Source organism: Polynucleobacter sp. UK-FUSCHL-C3 (genome assembly GCF_040409815.1).
Lineage (GTDB): Bacteria > Pseudomonadota > Gammaproteobacteria > Burkholderiales > Burkholderiaceae > Polynucleobacter.
This window is the reverse complement of record NZ_CP099959.1, coordinates 630,774-648,853: the sequence shown is the minus strand read 5'-3', so window position 1 is coordinate 648,853 and position 18,080 is coordinate 630,774. Positions and strand designations below refer to the sequence as shown.

The 18,080-nt window shown below is 47.5% G+C and carries 21 protein-coding genes; 9 read left to right on the top strand and 12 right to left on the bottom strand.

The window, feature by feature from the left end; all coding sequences use genetic code 11:
• Positions 1 to 23: 23 nt before the first annotated feature.
• From NKE59_RS03170 to NKE59_RS03160, 3 genes are read right to left on the bottom strand one after another with little or no spacing between them, the layout of a single operon-like run.
• On the bottom strand, positions 24 to 797 hold the full coding sequence (locus NKE59_RS03170) for a 3-hydroxybutyrate dehydrogenase (protein ID WP_353439514.1): 774 nt from the start codon (positions 795 to 797) through the stop codon (positions 24 to 26).
• A 42-nt stretch (positions 798 to 839) separates the two neighbouring features.
• The gene (locus NKE59_RS03165; RefSeq protein WP_353439512.1) at positions 840 to 1,340 is read right to left on the bottom strand and encodes a YqaA family protein; all 501 of its coding nucleotides are present in this window, start codon (positions 1,338 to 1,340) and stop codon (positions 840 to 842) included.
• Complete coding sequence (locus NKE59_RS03160) at positions 1,340 to 2,533, bottom strand: CaiB/BaiF CoA-transferase family protein (protein WP_353439510.1); 1,194 nt, start codon at positions 2,531 to 2,533, stop codon at positions 1,340 to 1,342. The genes NKE59_RS03165 and NKE59_RS03160 overlap by 1 nt, the downstream gene beginning before the upstream one ends.
• A 77-nt stretch (positions 2,534 to 2,610) precedes the next feature.
• On the opposite strand from NKE59_RS03160, the gene NKE59_RS03155 reads away from it, so the two are divergent.
• The 6 genes from NKE59_RS03155 (at position 2,611) to cynS (ending at position 8,759) form a co-directional block, all read left to right on the top strand.
• A complete protein-coding gene (locus NKE59_RS03155) occupies positions 2,611 to 3,780 on the top strand; it encodes an acyl-CoA dehydrogenase family protein (RefSeq protein WP_353439508.1) in 1,170 nt (389 codons plus the stop codon).
• A 16-nt stretch (positions 3,781 to 3,796) separates the two neighbouring features.
• A complete protein-coding gene (locus NKE59_RS03150; RefSeq protein WP_353439506.1) occupies positions 3,797 to 4,975 on the top strand; it encodes a CaiB/BaiF CoA-transferase family protein in 1,179 nt (392 codons plus the stop codon).
• Positions 4,976 to 5,133: 158 nt separating this feature from the next.
• Entirely contained in the window at positions 5,134 to 6,513 is a 1,380-nt protein-coding gene (locus tag NKE59_RS03145; protein WP_353439504.1) for an ABC transporter substrate-binding protein, read from the top strand.
• 2 nt (positions 6,514 to 6,515) lie between these two features.
• Positions 6,516 to 7,403 (top strand): nitrate ABC transporter permease, encoded by an 888-nt coding sequence (gene ntrB, locus NKE59_RS03140; protein ID WP_353439502.1) that lies wholly within the window; start codon positions 6,516 to 6,518, stop codon positions 7,401 to 7,403.
• Positions 7,393 to 8,301 carry an ABC transporter ATP-binding protein gene (locus tag NKE59_RS03135; RefSeq protein WP_353439500.1) on the top strand — a complete coding sequence of 303 codons (909 nt, stop codon included), beginning with the start codon at positions 7,393 to 7,395 and terminating at the stop codon, positions 8,299 to 8,301. The genes ntrB and NKE59_RS03135 overlap by 11 nt, the downstream gene beginning before the upstream one ends.
• A gap of 14 nt (positions 8,302 to 8,315) precedes the next feature.
• Entirely contained in the window at positions 8,316 to 8,759 is a 444-nt protein-coding gene (cynS, locus tag NKE59_RS03130) for a cyanase (protein WP_353439894.1), read from the top strand.
• Between the two features lie 67 nt (positions 8,760 to 8,826).
• Here cynS and NKE59_RS03125 read toward each other — a convergent pair whose 3' ends face one another.
• Both NKE59_RS03125 and NKE59_RS03120 read right to left on the bottom strand, forming a co-directional pair.
• Positions 8,827 to 9,006 carry a hypothetical protein gene (locus NKE59_RS03125; RefSeq protein ID WP_353439499.1) on the bottom strand — a complete coding sequence of 60 codons (180 nt, stop codon included), beginning with the start codon at positions 9,004 to 9,006 and terminating at the stop codon, positions 8,827 to 8,829.
• Positions 9,007 to 9,024: 18 nt separating this feature from the next.
• The gene (locus NKE59_RS03120; protein ID WP_353439497.1) at positions 9,025 to 9,573 is read right to left on the bottom strand and encodes a TIGR00730 family Rossman fold protein; all 549 of its coding nucleotides are present in this window, start codon (positions 9,571 to 9,573) and stop codon (positions 9,025 to 9,027) included.
• 89 nt (positions 9,574 to 9,662) lie between these two features.
• On the opposite strand from NKE59_RS03120, the gene NKE59_RS03115 reads away from it, so the two are divergent.
• Genes NKE59_RS03115 through NKE59_RS03105 form a run of 3 tightly spaced genes read left to right on the top strand, consistent with a single transcriptional unit; the run spans position 9,663 to position 11,698 of the window.
• The gene (locus tag NKE59_RS03115) at positions 9,663 to 10,358 is read left to right on the top strand and encodes an ABC transporter permease (RefSeq protein WP_353439495.1); all 696 of its coding nucleotides are present in this window, start codon (positions 9,663 to 9,665) and stop codon (positions 10,356 to 10,358) included.
• Positions 10,351 to 11,040 (top strand): ABC transporter ATP-binding protein, encoded by a 690-nt coding sequence (locus NKE59_RS03110; RefSeq protein ID WP_353439494.1) that lies wholly within the window; start codon positions 10,351 to 10,353, stop codon positions 11,038 to 11,040. The genes NKE59_RS03115 and NKE59_RS03110 overlap by 8 nt, the downstream gene beginning before the upstream one ends.
• Before the next feature lie 31 nt (positions 11,041 to 11,071).
• Positions 11,072 to 11,698, top strand: a complete 627-nt coding sequence (locus NKE59_RS03105; protein WP_353439492.1) for a YbhB/YbcL family Raf kinase inhibitor-like protein — start codon at positions 11,072 to 11,074, stop codon at positions 11,696 to 11,698.
• A 51-nt stretch (positions 11,699 to 11,749) separates the two neighbouring features.
• Here NKE59_RS03105 and NKE59_RS03100 read toward each other — a convergent pair whose 3' ends face one another.
• The 7 genes from NKE59_RS03100 to NKE59_RS03070 all read right to left on the bottom strand — a co-directional run bounded on the left by NKE59_RS03100 (position 11,750) and on the right by NKE59_RS03070 (position 18,080).
• On the bottom strand, positions 11,750 to 12,046 hold the full coding sequence (locus NKE59_RS03100; RefSeq protein WP_353439490.1) for a hypothetical protein: 297 nt from the start codon (positions 12,044 to 12,046) through the stop codon (positions 11,750 to 11,752).
• Positions 12,047 to 12,050: 4 nt separating this feature from the next.
• Complete coding sequence (locus NKE59_RS03095) at positions 12,051 to 13,106, bottom strand: formate dehydrogenase subunit gamma (protein ID WP_353439488.1); 1,056 nt, start codon at positions 13,104 to 13,106, stop codon at positions 12,051 to 12,053.
• A gap of 39 nt (positions 13,107 to 13,145) precedes the next feature.
• Positions 13,146 to 13,364, bottom strand: coding sequence for a hypothetical protein (locus tag NKE59_RS03090; RefSeq protein ID WP_353439486.1), 219 nt, complete (start codon positions 13,362 to 13,364; stop codon positions 13,146 to 13,148).
• Positions 13,361 to 14,008 carry a formate dehydrogenase FDH3 subunit beta gene (fdh3B, locus tag NKE59_RS03085; RefSeq protein WP_353439484.1) on the bottom strand — a complete coding sequence of 216 codons (648 nt, stop codon included), beginning with the start codon at positions 14,006 to 14,008 and terminating at the stop codon, positions 13,361 to 13,363. Before fdh3B ends, NKE59_RS03090 begins: the two co-directional genes overlap by 4 nt.
• Positions 14,009 to 14,036: 28 nt before the next feature.
• On the bottom strand, positions 14,037 to 17,018 hold the full coding sequence (locus NKE59_RS03080) for a formate dehydrogenase subunit alpha (RefSeq protein WP_353439482.1): 2,982 nt from the start codon (positions 17,016 to 17,018) through the stop codon (positions 14,037 to 14,039).
• 58 nt (positions 17,019 to 17,076) lie between these two features.
• A complete protein-coding gene (locus tag NKE59_RS03075; RefSeq protein WP_353439480.1) occupies positions 17,077 to 17,298 on the bottom strand; it encodes a formate dehydrogenase in 222 nt (73 codons plus the stop codon).
• 143 nt (positions 17,299 to 17,441) lie between these two features.
• Positions 17,442 to 18,080, bottom strand: coding sequence for a molecular chaperone TorD family protein (locus NKE59_RS03070; protein ID WP_353439479.1), 639 nt, complete (start codon positions 18,078 to 18,080; stop codon positions 17,442 to 17,444).

The window sequence follows — 18,080 nt, the reverse complement described above, 5'->3', positions numbered from 1 at the left end:
ATTGTTTATTTAAGGAGTAAGCGTTATTGTGCAGTCCAACCACCATCCATATTCCAGGCAGCGCCTCTCACTTCAGAGGCATCCGGTCCGCATAAAAAGACTGCGAGAGCGGCTAATTGTTCTGGTTTAACAAACTCGCCAGATGGCTGTTTCTCAGAAACCAAGGCATGCTTTGCGGCGTCATTAGAAATTCCTACACGTTCGGCACGAGCATCCACCTGCTTTTGTACTAATGGTGTCAATACCCATCCTGGACAAATCGCATTACAGGTCACGCCGGTGTTAGCGGTCTCTAATGCGACCACTTTGGTTAAGCCAATGATGCCGTGCTTCGCTGCCACATAAGCAGCCTTTTGCATGGAGGCTACCAAGCCGTGGACCGAGGCAATATTAATGATCCGTCCCCAATTGCGTTGTTTCATTCCGGGGAGTGCTAAACGCGTAGCATGAAACGCTGAACTTAAATTAATCGCAATCACCGCATCCCAGCGATCGATGGGAAAATCTTCCACATTAGCAACATGCTGAATGCCCGCATTGTTTAACAACACATCAATCGAGCCAAAGCGCTTCTCGGTCGCAGTAATCATTTGAGCAATCTCATCGGGCTTACTCATGTCGGCGCCGTGATAATCCACCGCAACTCCATAGGCCTTCACCGCAGCAATAGCAGCCTCTTTATCACCAAAACCGTTCATCATCACATTGGCACCTTGCTTAGCCATTGCTTTAGCCATTGCCAAACCGATTCCGCTAGTGGATCCAGTAACGAGTGCTGTTTTTCCTTTTAAGATCATTTTTTTATCCTTCCATTACCAACTAAAACTAACATCATATTCTTATAGGCCAATAAGCTTTCCAATCCCCTCCCAAAACTCTTTCGGTATCTCCGTGAGAAGCCACGTTAGGGTGATGTAGCGCAGTAGTTTGCCAATCGCCATAAAAATCAAGCATTGCAGCCAATTAAAGCGGAGCCAGCCGGCAACTAGGCACAGAGGGTCGCCTATCGCGGGTAACCATGACAGCAATAACATTGGTGGCCCCTTCTGTTCTAACCAAGCTTGTGCTCGAGAGTTCGTTTCACCTTTCAGTGATTCATAGGTATTTCGTGCCAAGAGTCCCAGCCACCAATTAATCATTCCCCCGATCGTATTGCCTACTGTGGCAACTGCAATTGCTAACCAGTAGTCTTGTGGATTGAGACTCACATAAGCAAACAACACGGGCTCGGAACCCATCGGTATTAAGGTTGCCGAAACAGTTGCTACGATAAATACAGCGGGTAGACCCACTGTAGGCATTCCAAACCAATCCAACAGGGTTTGAAGCACCGCTTCCATTAATTTAGGACGCCAGCCTCTTTTAGGGCTTTAATTTGCTCTGCACTCAGGCCAATCGATTGAAGAATCGTCTGCGTATGCTCACCCAATGTGGGTGCGCGATGACGAATGGCGCCAGGATTATTAGATAATTTCGGAATGATTCCGGGCATCTCCACCTTAAGTCCATTAGCACTTTCAATCGTTTCAATCACGCCGCGAGCACGATAGTGTGGATCCTCTGCAATATCCTTTGCCGTATAAATACGCCCTGCCGGTACTGCGATTTCTTGCAATGCGTTTAAGACCTGATCAATGGATTGGGTTTGTGTCCACTGCCCGATGATCTGATCAATCTCATCGGCACGTTTTGCTCGCCCATCATTTCTGGCTAAGTCAGGATCATGGGCTAAATCCGATCGCCCAATGAATTCCATGAAGCGCTTAAATAATGAATCGCCATTGGCGGCAATCAAAATATATTGTCCGTCTGCGCATGGGTAAGCATTCGACGGGGCAATCCCAGGTAATGCGCCTCCAGCAGGTTGGCGCACCGCTCCGAATACATGGTATTCGGGTAATAAGCTCTCGGTTAAATTAAACACTGCCTCGTATAAAGCCACATCAATCATTTGGCCTTTGCCACCCCTAGCATCACGCTCATAGAGCGCTAGCAATACACCAAGGGCACCATGTAAACCGGCGATCGTATCACCCAAGGACAAACCGGCGCGTGCTGGTACATCCCCCGGGTGACCTGTAAGATAGCGTAGGCCTGCCGTTGCCTCGGCAATTGCCGCAAAGCCCGGCTCATCCCGTCGCGGTCCATCTTGACCATAACCAGAAATGCGCAACATGATCAACTTAGGATTGAGTTGATGCAACTCATCCCAACCCATCCCCCACTTCTCCATGGTGCCCGGTCGAAAGTTCTCAATCAGCACATCGGCCTCTTTGGCTAAGCGGCGAACGATGTCTTGTCCCTCTTTCACTCGCAAATCAATGCAAATGGATTGTTTGTTACGGGATTGAGCCTGCCACCATACCGAAGTGCCCTCATGAATCATGCGCCACTTCCTCAAGGGATCACCATCTTGAGGGGATTCCACCTTAATAATCTCCGCCCCAAAATCAGCCAAAGTCTTGGCAGCAAAGGGCCCTGCAATTAATTGCCCTAGCTCTAAGACACGGATTCCAGAAAGAATTTGATGCATTGCAATGAGCCCATTAACCAAATAAGTATCTAGCTTAAACTATTGATATCAGCAATAAATTAATCAACTAAGCTCTTATGACTCACCCCATTCCAAAACCCGATCAATATCAAGAAATGCGCGAGGCACTGCGCGACTTATGCTCCCGCTATGACTCCGCATACTGGCAACAGGTCGATCACGAGCGAGGCTACCCCGAAGCCTTTGTGAATGCCATTACTGAGGCTGGCTGGCTGGCAGCCTTGATCCCCGAACAGTATGGCGGCTCTGGTCTGGGTCTCGCAGAGGCCTCGGTGATCATGGAGGAAATTAATCTCTCAGGCGGTAATGCGGGCTCATGCCATGGTCAGATGTACAACATGGGTACCTTGCTGCGCCACGGCTCTGATGAGCAGAAGAAACTGTACCTCCCAAAAATTGCCTCTGGTGAACTTCGCCTACAAAGTATGGCAGTTACTGAACCAACTACAGGGACTGATACGACGAAGCTCAAGACCACTGCCGTCAAAAAAGGTGATCGCTATGTAATCAACGGGCAGAAGGTTTGGATCTCTCGGATTCAGCATTCTGACTTAATGATTTTGCTAGCCCGCACCACTCCACTTGCAGACGTTAAGAAAAAATCAGAGGGCATGTCCATCTTTATCGTTGATCTTCATCAGGCAATTGGCAAGGGGATGGAAGTTCGTCCGATTGCAAACATGGTAAATCACGAAACCAATGAGGTCTTCTTTGACAATCTCGAAATCCCCGCGGAGAACTTAATCGGTACCGAGGGTCAAGGCTTTAAATATATTCTGGATGGCCTCAATGCAGAACGCACCTTAATTGCAGCTGAGTGTATTGGTGATGCCTATTGGTTTATTGATCGTGCTAGACGGTATGCTAATGATCGGGTGGTCTTTGATCGCCCCATCGGTATGAACCAAGGAATCCAGTTTCCGATTGCGGATAGTTATATTGAGACCGAAGCGGCAAATCTCATGCGCTTTAAGGCCTGTGAACTCTTCGATCGTAATGAGCCCTGCGGCGCCGAGTCCAATATGGCGAAATATCTCGCTGCAAAGGCTTCATGGGAGGCTGCGAATGTGTGCATGCAAACTCATGGAGGCTTTGGTTTTGCCTGTGAATACGATGTCGAGCGTAAGTTTAGAGAAACCCGTCTCTACCAAGTAGCGCCAATCTCAACGAATCTGATTTATTCCTACGTTGCAGAGCATTTGCTTGGTTTGCCCCGTTCGTTCTAACTAGAGTTCCTTACGCATGCGTCCATTAGATGGCATCACAATCGTCGCCCTAGAGCACGTCATTGCCGCACCTTTTGCGACACGCCAACTTGCTGACTTAGGGGCGCGCGTTATCAAGATTGAGCGTCCTGGTGCCGGTGACTTTGCCCGTCATTATGATGAACGGGCCAAGGGGATGTCATCGCACTTTGCCTGGGTCAATCGCTCTAAAGAAAGTTTGACCCTCGATCTCAAGCAAGATGCTGCACTCTCGATCCTCAAGAAACTATTACAAACGGCTGATGTCTTTGTTCAAAATCTAGCCCCAGGTGCTGCAGTACGCATGGGTTTAAGCCCTGAAGCACTGCAAGCCATCAATCCACAATTGATCTATTGCAATCTATCAGGCTATGGTGAGGATGGCCCCTACCGAGATAAGAAAGCATACGACCTTCTTATTCAGAGTGAGGCGGGTCTCCTCTCCATTACGGGCACTCCGGATGAGCCGAGTAAAGCGGGTATCTCGATTGCTGATATTGCGGCGGGTATGTATACCTATACCAACATCATGGCAGCGTTATTGCTGCGCCAGAAAACCGGTAAGGGGTCGGTAATTGATGTGTCTATGCTAGAAGCTCTTGGCGAGTGGATGGGGTATGCCATGTACTACAGTACCGATGGCGCATCACCCCCACCCCGAACTGGGGCAACGCATGCCACGATTTATCCCTATGGTCCATTTCAAGCAGGTGACGGTAAAACGATCATGCTGGGTTTGCAGAATGAACGGGAGTGGGAACTCTTTTGTGAAAAAGTGTTAGATCAGCCCGCATTAGCCAAGGACCCGCGCTTTGAGAAGAACTTCAAGCGTAATGAGAACCGTATTGAGCTGCAACAAATTATCTTGGACCGATTTGCAAGCTTAACGAGCGAGCAGGTGATTACCAAACTCGATGCAGCACAGATTGCGAATGCCTCCTTAAATGATATGCATCAGTTTTGGGATCATGAGCAACTCAAAGCCCGGCAACGCTGGGTATCGGTGGACTCCCCGAGGGGGCAAATGCCTGCCTTGCTTCCACCCGGGCTTAATAACGCCTATCAATACCGTATGGATAAGATCCCCAGCGTGGGTGAGCACACGGTTGCCATCCTAAAAGAGCTGGGCTATTCGGACAGTGAGATTGCCAATCTAAGGCAAATGCAGTCCATCTAGCTAGTCTGGTGCAAAAACTGCACCAATAGCGTGAATCTAGTCTGTACGCGCACAAGAACTAAGCGCTAATACTCAACAAGCCCTTGCAGTGCCCAATACGATGGGGTTGGTACGTTTTTTGCATGAGAGTGAGTAACCAACTTTTTAAGGAGCCTGCAATGAGTATTCATAAGCCGTTTGATCCTGATCGCCCTTTATTTAGCAACCGTTGTAGTTGTGGCCAACACGCCTCTGAGTCAGAGCACCTCGCTGCTCAGTTACGTAAAGCTGATGTTGAGGAAGATAGTGCTAACTTCATTGAAGCTAGCCTAGTAAAAGCACTCTTTCCGCAAGAAGCCCGTCGCCGTGCATTCTTAAAAGCTGTAGGAACTGGTGGTGCGATGAGCGCCCTCTCAGGCTTCTTACCTGTTGGCTCCTTACAAGCGATGGCGCAAGAGAAGGCGCCGCTAGAGAAAAAAGATCTCAGCATTGGCTTCATTGCAATTACCTGTGCTACCCCACTAATCATGGCTGACCCCTTGGGTTTTTATAAAAAACAAGGTTTAAATGTCACCCTGAACAAGACCGCTGGTTGGGCCTTAATACGTGACAAGATGCTCAACAGGGAGCATGACGCATCACACTTTTTATCACCGATGCCAATTTCAATGTCGATGGGCCTAGGCTCCGACCCAAGGCAAATGCGGGTAGCAACAATCCAGAATACGAATGGGCAAGCTATTACCTTAGCCAATAAGCACAAAGATAAACGTGACCCTAAGATGTGGAAAGGGATGAAGTTTGCAGTTCCCTTTGAGTACTCGATGCATAACTTCTTGTTGCGCTATTACGTAGCGCAAGCGGGTCTTGATCCTGATAAAGATATCCAGATTCGGGTAACGCCTCCACCTGAGATGGTTGCTAATTTGCGAGCAGGCAACATTGATGGCTTCTTAGGGCCTGATCCGTTTAACCAACGGGCGGTCTATGACGAAGTTGGCTTCATTACAATTTTGACTAAAGATATTTGGGATGGACACCCCTGCTGTGCATTTGGTACTTCCGAAGAATTTATTAAGAAGAACCCCAATACCTTTGCTGCACTCTATCGCGCTGTGATTAATGCATCGACCATGGCACGTAATCCAGAAAACCGTCCCTTAATTGCGAAAGTGATTTCTCCACAGAATTATCTCAACCAACCCGAAACCGTAGTTATGCAAGTGCTTACCGGAAAGTTTGCCGATGGTTTAGGAAATGTTCAAAACGTACCAGACCGCATCGATTTCAATCCAATTCCATGGTATTCAATGGCGACTTGGATGCTCACACAAATGCAACGTTGGGGTTATGTCAAGGGTGATGTTAATTACAAAGACATTTCCGAGAAAGTATTCCTCTTAACGGATGCGAAGAAATACATGCAAGAAACCAATGCACCAATCACTGCGCAAGCTAAGGCAAACACAGGAAATCCGAAGTTCAGAATAATGGGTAAAGAGTTTGACCCGGCTACAGCAGCAGCGTATAGCAAATCCTTTGCCATCTCCAAGAGCTAGTAATGGATAAGGTTTCTATCAAGATCAAAGGAGCTGTCCTCTCGATCATCCTATTTTTCATGATGTTATCGGTTTGGCATCTAGCGACAATGCCAAAATCTGGTTCGGGTAAATCGGAGGCCACTGTCATTGCCAATCCCACAAGCTCCCAATCCGAGTATGACCTTCTAATGGGCAAAGGAAGTAAGGATGTGCCTGCAGAAATGAAGTCAGGATTTCCAACCTTAAGTCAAATGGGTGAGACCTTTTATAAGCAGTTGTCTGATCCGTTTTACGACAAAGGTCCAAACGATAAGGGTATTGGCATTCAGCTGGCCTACTCACTAGGGCGAGTCAGTTTAGGATTTTTATTAGCTCTTTTAGTTGCTTTACCAGTAGGATTTTTAATCGGTATGTCACCCCTTCTATCGGCGGCCTTTAATCCCTTTATCCAGATCTTAAAACCCATTTCGCCACTTGCTTGGATGCCCATTGCACTCTATACGATCAAGGACTCATCCATATCAGGCGTATTCGTCATTTTTATCTGTTCGATTTGGCCGATGTTGATTAATACTGCGTTTGGGGTTGCCAGTGTTCGTAAAGAATTACTGAATGTAGCCAAGACGCTTGAGGTGAGCCCCTTACGAAAGGCCTTCAAAGTAATTTTGCCGGCGACCGCTCCAACAATCCTCACTGGAATGCGAATCTCCATGGGTATTGCGTGGTTAGTCATTGTGGCTGCAGAGATGTTAGTTGGCGGCACCGGGATCGGCTACTTTCTCTGGAATGAGTGGAATAACTTAGCAATCTCTAGCGTCATTTTTGCCATCGTGGTGATTGGCTTTGTAGGCATGCTACTGGATATGTTCTTCGCAAAACTCCAAAAGATGGTGACCTATGCAGATTAATCATGAGTTTTTAAAAGTTGAAGGTCTTTCTAAAACCTATGTGCCAGGCGCTGCCCCTGTTTTTGAGAATGTTAACTTTGATATTGCTCAAGGAGAGTTTGTTTGCATCATTGGCCACTCTGGCTGTGGTAAGACAACCATCCTAAATGTTCTAGCAGGATTAGAGGAAGCAAGCTCAGGCTATGCCTACATGCTCGGTCGAGAAATTAAAGGCCCCAGTTTAGAGCGCGGGGTTGTCTTTCAAGGGCATGCCTTAATGCCGTGGATGACCGTTCTTCAAAATATTAATTTTGCAGTGAAGTCAAAGTTTGCCGACTGGCCTAAAGCTAAGATTGAGGAACATTCTGAGAAATACCTCGATCTGGTTGGTCTATCTGCGGCAAAGCATAAAAGACCAGCAGAACTCTCTGGTGGCATGAAACAGCGCGTGGGGATTGCCCGGGCATTTGCGATTGAGCCAAAAATGCTTTTGCTCGATGAGCCATTTGGCGCCTTAGATGCTTTGACGCGCGGCGTCATTCAAGATGAACTCCTCAAAATTTGCTCATCTACCAAGCAAACTGTGTTCATGATTACGCACGATGTTGATGAAGCTATTTTACTATCGGACAAGATAATGCTCATGAGCAATGGTCCTAACGCGCGCATCGCCGAGATTGTTGAAAACACTCTTCCCAAAAACCGGGAACGTGCCACGATGCATCATGACCCGATGTACTACCCTATGCGCAATCATTTAGTCGATTTCTTGGTACATCGCTCTAAATTAGTACAGCAGGCTGCTAGCACTGGCAGCCCCGTTAGTAATGTGACTGATATCACGCAACGTCTCAAGCCCAAACTTGTGCGTCCTGGTAAAGATAATCTCACCTCTAATCCATCCATTCAAATTAATTAAGGAGTTTTTATATGATGAATCGTGACGTTGTAACCCAAAAAATTATTGAAGCTAAAGTCAAGAAAAAGCTCAAATGGGCTGATATCGCCAAGTCGATTGGCGAGTCTAAAGAATGGGTAACAGCAGGCTGCCTAGGTCAAATGACCTTTACCAAAGCGCAAGCTGAAGCGGCTGGCAAGTTATTTGATTTGACTGACGAAGAAATGGCCTGGTTACAAATTGTGCCGTACAAAGGATCCTTGCCCACTGCAGTCCCAACTGATCCCCTCATTTATCGCTGGTACGAAATCGTTAGTGTTTATGGAACCACAATCAAAGAATTAATCCATGAAGAGTTTGGGGATGGCATTATGAGTGCGATTGATTTCTCGATGGATATTCAGCGTGAGCCAGATCCTAAAGGAGATCGTGTACAAGTTGTTCTATCCGGAAAATATTTATCCTATAAAACATATTAGTTTGTAGTTCTTACAATAGCGGTGAGGCCAAGTGTGCCGTATTCTCTAAGAGCTTACGCCACCTTGGTTAGCGTTTCATACGCGCATGATAGATTTCTGCTTGTACCAGTTCTTCACACTGCATACATTTATTACAAATCGATGCTTCTTCCCGCAACTCTTCAATCGAATTAATCTCATGATTTGCGAGATACTCACGCAAATCTTCATCCCAAATTTGATTACATAAACAGATAACTTCTGCCATAGTTGTAATGATCGTAATTTAGTGTGCCTGTTCCTGCAATAAGGCAATTGCTTCAGTGACTGAGTTAACCACCTTCAGATGGGTAAAGTGCTGCTCAATCAGAAACTCTTCTTTACGAACCTCATTGGCGAATGCAAGTAAGCCATCGTAGAACCCCTCGAGATTAACAAGAACAATGGGCTTGGTATAAGCCTTGATGTGATTACCCGTCCAAACCTCAAACAACTCTTCAAAGGTACCAATACCACCGGGAAGCACTACGAAGGCATCGGAGAGTTCAATCATCATCTCCTTGCGTTCAACCATGTTCTCCACCACATGGAGATCGTGAAGCCCTTCTAAAACTGGCTCAGCCTCCGTCAGAAAACCTGGAATGATCCCAACCACTTTTCCTTGGCAAGAAAGTGCGCCACGCGCCACCTCGCCCATTAAGCCCCGTCCTCCCCCACCAAAAACGAGACGCCAACCAAGACCGGCAATTTGGCAACCCAGATCTTGTGCCGCAGAGGCCCAGTTGGGGTTCTTACCAGGCCGTGAGCCACAGAAAACGCAGACGGTATATTCCATTCCCTGATTGTGCCACTGTCGTCCCACGTTGCTTTGATTGGCTTGTTAGAATCACAAGACTTCACTGATAGGAACGCTATCCAAGAATCATGTACCAAGCATTTGTCGACGCCTTTTCCTTACTGGCCCAGCTTGACTCCGCAATCATTCGGATCGTTCTAACCTCGATCCAGGTTAGCTTAACCGCCCTCATTCTTGGAACCCTCATCGGACTTCCTTTGGGCGCATGGCTAGCTACTGAAGAGTTTGCTGGTAAGAAGGTGGCTATTGTGATCCTCAATAGCCTAATGGGGGTACCCACGGTGATCGTCGGGGTCTTGGTCTATTTAATCCTATCGCGTAGCGGTCCCTTTGGCGAATGGGGCTGGTTATTTACAGTTAAAGGGATGATCGTTGCCCAGTTTTTTATTACGACCCCACTTATTGCTGCATTGAGCCGTCAGATCTTAGAAGACTCGTGGAGGGTTCATCGGGAGCCATTTATGGCCTTACGTCTACCGCCCCTTGCGCGCCTTAAATGGCTGATTTGGGACTGTCGCTTCTCCCTCACCATTGCCATCCTAGCGGGTTTTGCTAGAGCCATCTCCGAAGTGGGTGCTGTAATGATTGTGGGTGGCAATATTGATCGGGTTACCCGCACCATGACCACAGCGATTGCTTTAGAGACCAGCAAGGGTGATCTTGCTTTAGCGCTCTCTCTAGGCATTGTGCTCCTCGGCATTGTCTTACTGGCAAATATTTTCATATTTGTAGTGCGCCAAATTGCGGAGCGTCGTTATGGATAAACTCTTAACACTAGACCAAACGAAGGTGTTTGCCGATGGGCGTTCGATCTTTAGTGCTAATCACATTGAGATCCCCATGAACGGCATGATTGCCTTGGTTGGCCCCAATGGAGCCGGCAAAACCACCTTATTGCGCCTTATCCATGGCTTGATTAAACCTGATGCGGGATCCTGTGTAAGCCCATTTGATAAACATGAAAGTGCATTGGTCTTGCACTACACCCCTATGCTCAAGGCAAGTGTGCGCGAGCATCTAAAACTATTACGTGACACCAATATTGCCGTGAGTGATGCTGACATTGATCAAGCGCTAGCGAGAGTAGGCCTCAGTCATCTAGCAAATAATCCCGCCCAGAAACTGTCTGCGGGTGAGCGTCAAAAATTATGCTTCGCACGAGCCCGTTTACAAAATCCCAAATTAGTCATGCTCGACGAGCCCACCGCTAATCTAGATCCAAATGCAAGCGATGATGTTGAGGCCATGATGATGCAATTGGCTCAAGAATCTAAGGTGGTGATATTTGCATCCCACAACATGGCTCAGGTCCAACGCTTAGCCAATACGGTGCTCTTTATGCAAGATGGCCAAATCCTAGAAATCGCCACGCCTGAACAATTCTTTAAAAACCCTCAAAGTAAAGAGGCTACCAAGTTCCTAGCCCGAGAATTTATTGCACAATAGCTTTATCTATCGTCATCACTAGGAGACCTCTATGCGCCTGATTAGCAATAGCTTTAAGAATGGTGAGTTGATACCCGGAGAATTTGCCTTTTGTATCCCGAATGATCGTGGCCATGTTTGCTTAGGCTCTAATCGCAATCCCCATTTAGTATGGGATGATGTGCCCGCTGGCACCCAATCATTTGCCATCATTTGCCATGATCCTGACGTACCTTCCAAGCCCGATGATGTGAACCAAGAGGGTAAAACGGTACCGGCTTCTTTGCCCCGAATTGATTTCTTTCACTGGGTTCTGGTCGATATCCCAAAGGATGTTCGTGAGATCCCCGCTGGTAAGCTTTCTTCAGAGGTTAGCCCCAAAGGCAAGCCAGGACCCGATACGCCCATTGGTGGCGCTCATGGTATTAATGATTACACCGTATGGTTTTCAGGCGATGCAGAAATGAAGGGTAATTACTTTGGCTACGATGGCCCCTGCCCTCCCTGGAATGACAGTATCTGGCATCACTACATTTTTACGATCTACGCCCTAGACACCCCATCCCTCGCTTTAGGTGGGATTTTTGATGGCAAAACTGCACTGGCAGCACTTCAGCGTCATATTCTGGGTAATGCTCAAATCATGGGGCGATATACCCTCAATCCCGAGTTGGGATAAAAAAATCCCCAAGATAAAACTTGGGGATCTTGGTTTGCCTACCTGCTGGGCTTATTTCTTGGCAGGGGCAGCAGCTGGAGCCGGTGCCGGTGCAGCGGCGGTCACTGGAGCTACGAATGGTGGCGGCGCAACACATGGTGCAGGGTCTGGAGTACCTGCTTTTTTGTACTTCATCGCAACCGCATTAATCGATTGGCATAACTGAAAATTTCCAACAGCGCCTGCATGGGCAGTCTTCGCTTTTGCGAGGTTGGCTGCCTCTGCTTGTTGTGGAGTTGGCGGAGGAAGCGCAGCAAGGGCTACAGAACTTCCGAGTGCGCAAACAGCGCTAATCATTAGCTTTTTCATTAAATCAACCCTTTCCTAATTTGTTATACCAACGTTGATGATGCTCTTTAGCCCAAGTTTCGTCACAATTTCCAGTGCGCATCCCATCCAATGAGCCCTGCATACCGATTGAGCCAATATACATATGACCAAGCGCCATTGCTACCATCAGAATAGAGCCAACGTTATGGATAATATTAGCTATTTGCATCGTGCCACGGAAGTACTCAATTTGAATAAACGGCACAATCATATTAAGCACCCAACCTGAAGCTGAAACAATCGAGCCAAGGATTACTAGGAGCACCCAGAACAACATTTTTTCACCAGGATTAAAGAAATTAGCTGGGATATGCTTTCCTGTAAGCAAGCCACCCAAACCTTTAACCCATTCCCAATCACCCTGTTCTGGGAGATTACGTCTCACAAACAAAATGAAGAAAACTAGAATGCTGACCGTAAATGCAGGTCCAACGAAGTTATGAATATTCTTACAGGCTAGTAAAAATGGTCCGTATAGACCAGGGCCCATAAGCGGCAATAAGAAATACTTGCCCCACAAAATTAATATTCCGGTAAGGGCAAGGGCCACAAAGGTGAAAGCCATAGTCCAATGGGTAATGCGCTCTAGCAAGGTAAAGCGCTGAATCTTCTTACCGGACATTGGCTCATGCAACTTAATTGAACCCTTCAGAATAAACACAGCAACAATCGCACAAAATACAAAAGTGAGTAGCCATGCACCGTACACAGTAATTACACCATTACGAATTAAGCGCCATTCTTGACCGGTTTTCTGGATCAATACACCATTCTCTGCACCAGGAATAGAAACGTAATTAATTGTTTCGCTATTCACTGCTCTCCAAATAGGAGCATTGTTACCCGGTTGATTTTTACCGGCTTCAACTGCTGCTTGTGATGTGGCATTCGGGGCACGGCCGACATCCATGATGTTGACTGACTCCACCTTTTGGGGAGTAGGTGATTGCGCTCCTTGCTGAGCAGCAGTAACCCCTGCTGTAGCAAGTCCAACGGTCAAAAGCAAAACGCGAGCAATTCTGCTCAATGATGAGTTCATGAGGGCTTCCTTCAAAACAATACGTGATGGAGTAATCGTTTACTTGATGCGGCTATATTCCGACTGAGACTGATTACGTTTGGTAATTTCAGCACTCCAGCTAGCTTGATCGCCTGGCTTCCAACCCTTTGCCATGAACCCATTATCAGCGCCCATGTAAGGAGCTACATCCGGACGCTTAGAGGCACTCATGCCCGACTCGTTACAGCCCACCAAGAGTGAGGCTGCAACGAGGGAACCCACGAGGGCTAATTTCATGACTTACCTCCAGCTGGTTTAGCTGCAGGTGCTGGTGCACCTGGCTTACCATAAGCAGTTGCCCAACCGAATACATCGGCACCCGCATTCTTACCAGCAGCCATACGCTTGACAACACGAGTACGGAATACATCCGCAATCACATCACCATCACCACCAATTAATGCCTTGGTAGAGCAGAGCTCAGCACACAGTGGCAACTTACCTTCTGCCAAACGATTGCGGCCATACTTCTCAAACTCAGCAACGCTACCGTTTTTCTCGGGACCACCACTACAGAATGTGCACTTGTCCATCTTGCCGCGCAATCCAAAGGTTCCGGAACTTGGGAACTGAGGTGCACCAAATGGGCAGGCATACGAGCAATAGGCGCAACCAATGCAGGTATCTTTGTTATGCAGAACAACACCCTCATCGGTACGATAGAAGCAATCCACTGGGCAAACCGCCATGCAAGGCGCATCAGCGCAATGCATACAGGCTACCGAGATGGATTTCTCAGCACCAATAATGCCGTCATTAATCGTAACGACGCGCCGGCGGTTTACACCCCAAGGCACTTCGTTCTCGTTTTTACATGCTGTGACGCAACCGTTGCATTCAATACACCGTTCTGCGTCGCAGATAAATTTCATTCTTGCCATTTTTGATCTCCTGACTATGCGGTGTTAATTAAGCGACCTTTTCGATCTCACAGATCGTGGTCTTGGTTTCTTGCATCATCGTGACGCGGTCATAACCATAAGTTGTAGCGGTGTTCACTGCCTCGCCACGAACGACTGGATACGCCCCCTTTGGATAAAAGTCGAGCAAGTCCTTGCCTTCCCACCATCCCGAGAAATGGAATGGTACGAACGCTGTGTCTGGTCCAACACGCTCGGTTACTAATGCGCGCACCTTGATCTTGGCACCTGTTGGAGATTTAACCCAAACAAAGTCCCAGTTCTTGATGCCACGACGTGAGGCAGCACTAGGATTAATCTCAACGAAGTTCTCCTGTTGCAACTCTGCAAGCCATGGGTTCGAACGCGTCTCCTCGCCTCCACCCTCGTACTCAACCAAACGACCGGAGGTCAGAATGATTGGGAACTTTTCATGTAACTTATCAGCCGTATTTTTATCTTGAACGGTCTTAAAGAGAGTTGGCATTCTCCAGAAGGTCTTCACGTCATCATGGGTTGGGTACTTCGCAACCATATCAGGACGTGTGCTGTATAGCGCCTCGCGGTGAATTGGAATAGCATCAGGGAAGTTCCACACCACGGCACGTGCTTTCGCATTTCCGAATGGATGGCAACCATGGTTCTTCATGGTGACACGAATAATTCCGCCAGAGAGGTCGGTCTTCCAGTTTTTACCTTCGGCCGCCTTCTTCTCATCTTCTGTCAATTCATTCCACCAGCCGAGTTTCTTCAGCATGACGTGGTCTACCTCAGGATAGCCAGTCTTAATATCAGCACCCTTCGAGTAAGAACCATCTGCAGCTAGCAGTGACTTACCATCTTTCTCAACACCGAAGTTAGCGCGGAAGTTACCACCGCCATCCATCACGTGCTTACTGGTGTCATACAGATTGGGTGATCCTGGATGCTTCAATGCGGCATTGCCGTAGCAAGGCCATGGCAAACCAAAGTAATCTCCGGCAGTATCGTATCCAGTCACTGGATCTTTACCACCACGTGAACGCAATGTCTTCGGATCAAACACGCTCATCATTCTCATGTGAGCTTTAAGGCGCTCTGGTGTCTGACCGGTATAACCAATCGTCCAAACTGCTTGATTAATCTCACGCAGGATCGATTCAATCTCTGGCTCTTTCCAGGTCTTGCCAGCAAACTTCGAATCCATCATCTTGAAGTTCTTAGACAGTTCTTTACCGAAACCAAGACGGTCAGCAAATGCTTGCATGAGGACGTGGTCAGGTACCGACTCAAATAATGGGTCAATTACTTTCTCACGCCATTGAATCGAACGGTTAGATGCTGTAACCGAACCAACGCACTCAAACTGAGTGGTGGTTGGCAATAGATAAACGCCACGATTTTTATTAACAGCACCGCCAGCAGCTGGGGGCATCGCCGCCATCGCCGCTGTAGCACTTGGATATGGGTCAACTACCACGAGTAATTCGAGTTTATCCATGGCACGCTTCATGTCCAAACCACGGGTTTGGGAGTTTGGTGCATGGCCCCAGAAGAACACGCCTTTGACAGCAGTTGCTTGATCGACCATGTCGTCTTTCTCAAGCACCGCATCAACCCAACGCGATACAGTAGTACCAGACTTCTCCATCATGTCAGGGGCATAACGACCCTTGATCCAGTCATAGTCCACACCCCAAACAGCAGCGTAATGTTTCCATGATCCAGCGGCAAGGCCATAATAGCCTGGCAAAGAATCTGGATTAGGACCAACGTCAGTAGCGCCCTGTACGTTATCGTGACCGCGGAAAATGTTTGCACCGCCGCCAGATACGCCGATATTACCCAAGGCTAACTGGAGGATGCACGATGCACGAACCATCGCATTGCCAATGGTATGTTGGGTTTGACCCATACACCAGACGATCGTACCTGGACGGCTCTTAGCCATGGTCTCAGCAACTTTTTTGACTTGAGCTTCTGGAACACCGCAAGCTTCTTCAACGTTTGCTGGGGTCCACTTCTCCATCACCTCTTTACGAATGTCATCCATTCCAAAGACGCGATCATTGATGTATTTCTTATCTTCCCAACCGTTGTTGAAGATGTGATAAAGAACACCAAACAGGAAAGGAATATCTGTGCCCGAACGGATACGGACATACTGATCCGATTTCGCAGCGGTACGGGTATAACGTGGATCAACCACGATTACCTTACAACCATTCTCTTTGGCATGCAGCAAATGCAACATCGATACAGGGTGAGCTTCAGCAGCATTGGAACCAATGTATAACGCTGCTTTGGAATTCATCATGTCGTTATAGCTATTAGTCATCGCACCATAACCCCATGTATTCGCAACACCCGCAACTGTGGTGGAGTGGCAAATACGTGCCTGGTGGTCGGTGTTGTTAGTACCGTAGAACGAAACGAACTTACGAAGCAAATAAGCTTGCTCGTTGTTGTACTTTGATGAACCAATGAAGAAAATCGAATCCGGGGTGTACTTAGAGCGAAGCTCTTTCATCTTGGCAGAAATTTCATCAAGGGCCTGATCCCAAGAAATCTTTTGATACTTGCCATCTACTAATTTCATGGGGGTACGTAAGCGATAGTCGCCATGACCGTGCTCACGTAACGCTGCGCCTTTGGCACATGCGCCGCCCATATTGATTGGTGACTCAAACACTGGATCCTGACGAACCCAAACACCGTTCTCAACAGTTGCATCAAAGGAGCAACCTACTGAGCAGTGCGAGCAAACTGTACGCTTAACTTCAATCTTGCCCTTCCCATCGAGCATTGCTGTCTTCGGATCAGCGGCATTAGCCTTTTGCAACATATTCAATTGAGTGGCTGCAATACCAGCGCCGACGCCGATACCGGAACGCTTTAAAAAGGCTCGACGATCCATGGTTGGCACAGCGGCACGAAGACCGCGAGACAAACTACCAATCAGTTGGGAGGGAATTTGGCTCGATGTTGAGTTTGATTTGCGAATTAAGCTCATTGTGAGACTCCTGCGAGAGTGCGTAATTAAATAAAGTTCAGAAAAAGAAAACGCTCAATTAAACGAGCGTTGTTTCGTAATACTTCTTGATGTGTGCGGTCAGGTGATATCCATCCTTACTGCCTGCTACTGCGGTACCTACTTCTTGCACCAGCGCCTGACCGATTGGTGTCTGGGACACAAGCGCTGCAGCACCGACAGTTGCACCCGCTCCAATGAAAAATTTGCGGCGAGAAGGTTTAGCGCTTTGATCTGCGTTGAGAGGCTTTTTGCTATCCATAAATATTCCTTTATACGAATATAGTTACTGCGTTGCAATAGAGTGAGTGTATTGGAATTACAGTATTTGTGTTAGGTTTTGCATATATGTGTAGGCTAGGACTTACCCTTAAAGAAAGGGGTAATCACCCTGATAGGAATTGCCTAAATCATGTCAAAACTCTGACCCTCGACCGCCAAAAACTCGCGTGTTAGGGCAGAAACTGATTTGTACAGATGAATTTCTTGATCTGCATCAATTGCATCGCACAAATCATCGAACCAAGGACGAATATGGTCATTGAAAAAGACCCTTTGATTTGTAAGGTTTGAAACCTCGACATCCTCTCCGGCAATCAGATACCGCATGACTTCGAACAAGGCTGCAATATGGTCTTCGGTCTCGCTTATCGAATCCGAGGCCTCAAGCCCAAATTGTTGAAGAGATCGACGAATTTCTAGAAGTGGTTTTTCATGAAGATGGCCTGCCATGTAAAAGGAGCCATACAAAAACACGTTGGGTTTACCAACCCCTAGAAAACTATTGTCGTACTCGACCTTCCAGTCGAGTGCTTTACTGTTTTTTGCAGCCCCCATGAGGTTCATCCAAACATCCTCAAGGGGCGCCTCACCAGTTTGGCCGCCTTCTTGCTTGCCCGAGGCAACAATCTGATCCAACATGATTTGATCGGGTGGCTGAAAAAATAAACTGGCTAGAAGACCGTATAGATCAGCGCGTGCTAGATCTTCTGCAAGGCCCTCTTGGCTCAGTTCGGCTTTTTGGTCTGCTTCGTTTTTAGTCAT

Coding starts and splice junctions, on each gene's coding strand:
- NKE59_RS03170 (WP_353439514.1), bottom strand. CDS start 797: ATGATCTTAAAAGGAAAAACAGCACTCGTTACTGGATCCACTAGCGGA.
- NKE59_RS03165 (WP_353439512.1), bottom strand. CDS start 1,340: ATGGAAGCGGTGCTTCAAACCCTGTTGGATTGGTTTGGAATGCCTACA.
- NKE59_RS03160 (WP_353439510.1), bottom strand. CDS start 2,533: ATGCATCAAATTCTTTCTGGAATCCGTGTCTTAGAGCTAGGGCAATTA.
- NKE59_RS03155 (WP_353439508.1), top strand. CDS start 2,611: ATGACTCACCCCATTCCAAAACCCGATCAATATCAAGAAATGCGCGAG.
- NKE59_RS03150 (WP_353439506.1), top strand. CDS start 3,797: ATGCGTCCATTAGATGGCATCACAATCGTCGCCCTAGAGCACGTCATT.
- NKE59_RS03145 (WP_353439504.1), top strand. CDS start 5,134: ATGAGTATTCATAAGCCGTTTGATCCTGATCGCCCTTTATTTAGCAAC.
- ntrB (WP_353439502.1), top strand. CDS start 6,516: ATGGATAAGGTTTCTATCAAGATCAAAGGAGCTGTCCTCTCGATCATC.
- NKE59_RS03135 (WP_353439500.1), top strand. CDS start 7,393: ATGCAGATTAATCATGAGTTTTTAAAAGTTGAAGGTCTTTCTAAAACC.
- cynS (WP_353439894.1), top strand. CDS start 8,316: ATGAATCGTGACGTTGTAACCCAAAAAATTATTGAAGCTAAAGTCAAG.
- NKE59_RS03125 (WP_353439499.1), bottom strand. CDS start 9,006: ATGGCAGAAGTTATCTGTTTATGTAATCAAATTTGGGATGAAGATTTG.
- NKE59_RS03120 (WP_353439497.1), bottom strand. CDS start 9,573: ATGGAATATACCGTCTGCGTTTTCTGTGGCTCACGGCCTGGTAAGAAC.
- NKE59_RS03115 (WP_353439495.1), top strand. CDS start 9,663: ATGTACCAAGCATTTGTCGACGCCTTTTCCTTACTGGCCCAGCTTGAC.
- NKE59_RS03110 (WP_353439494.1), top strand. CDS start 10,351: ATGGATAAACTCTTAACACTAGACCAAACGAAGGTGTTTGCCGATGGG.
- NKE59_RS03105 (WP_353439492.1), top strand. CDS start 11,072: ATGCGCCTGATTAGCAATAGCTTTAAGAATGGTGAGTTGATACCCGGA.
- NKE59_RS03100 (WP_353439490.1), bottom strand. CDS start 12,046: ATGAAAAAGCTAATGATTAGCGCTGTTTGCGCACTCGGAAGTTCTGTA.
- NKE59_RS03095 (WP_353439488.1), bottom strand. CDS start 13,106: ATGAACTCATCATTGAGCAGAATTGCTCGCGTTTTGCTTTTGACCGTT.
- NKE59_RS03090 (WP_353439486.1), bottom strand. CDS start 13,364: ATGAAATTAGCCCTCGTGGGTTCCCTCGTTGCAGCCTCACTCTTGGTG.
- fdh3B (WP_353439484.1), bottom strand. CDS start 14,008: ATGGCAAGAATGAAATTTATCTGCGACGCAGAACGGTGTATTGAATGC.
- NKE59_RS03080 (WP_353439482.1), bottom strand. CDS start 17,018: ATGAGCTTAATTCGCAAATCAAACTCAACATCGAGCCAAATTCCCTCC.
- NKE59_RS03075 (WP_353439480.1), bottom strand. CDS start 17,298: ATGGATAGCAAAAAGCCTCTCAACGCAGATCAAAGCGCTAAACCTTCT.
- NKE59_RS03070 (WP_353439479.1), bottom strand. CDS start 18,080: ATGACTAAAAACGAAGCAGACCAAAAAGCCGAACTGAGCCAAGAGGGC.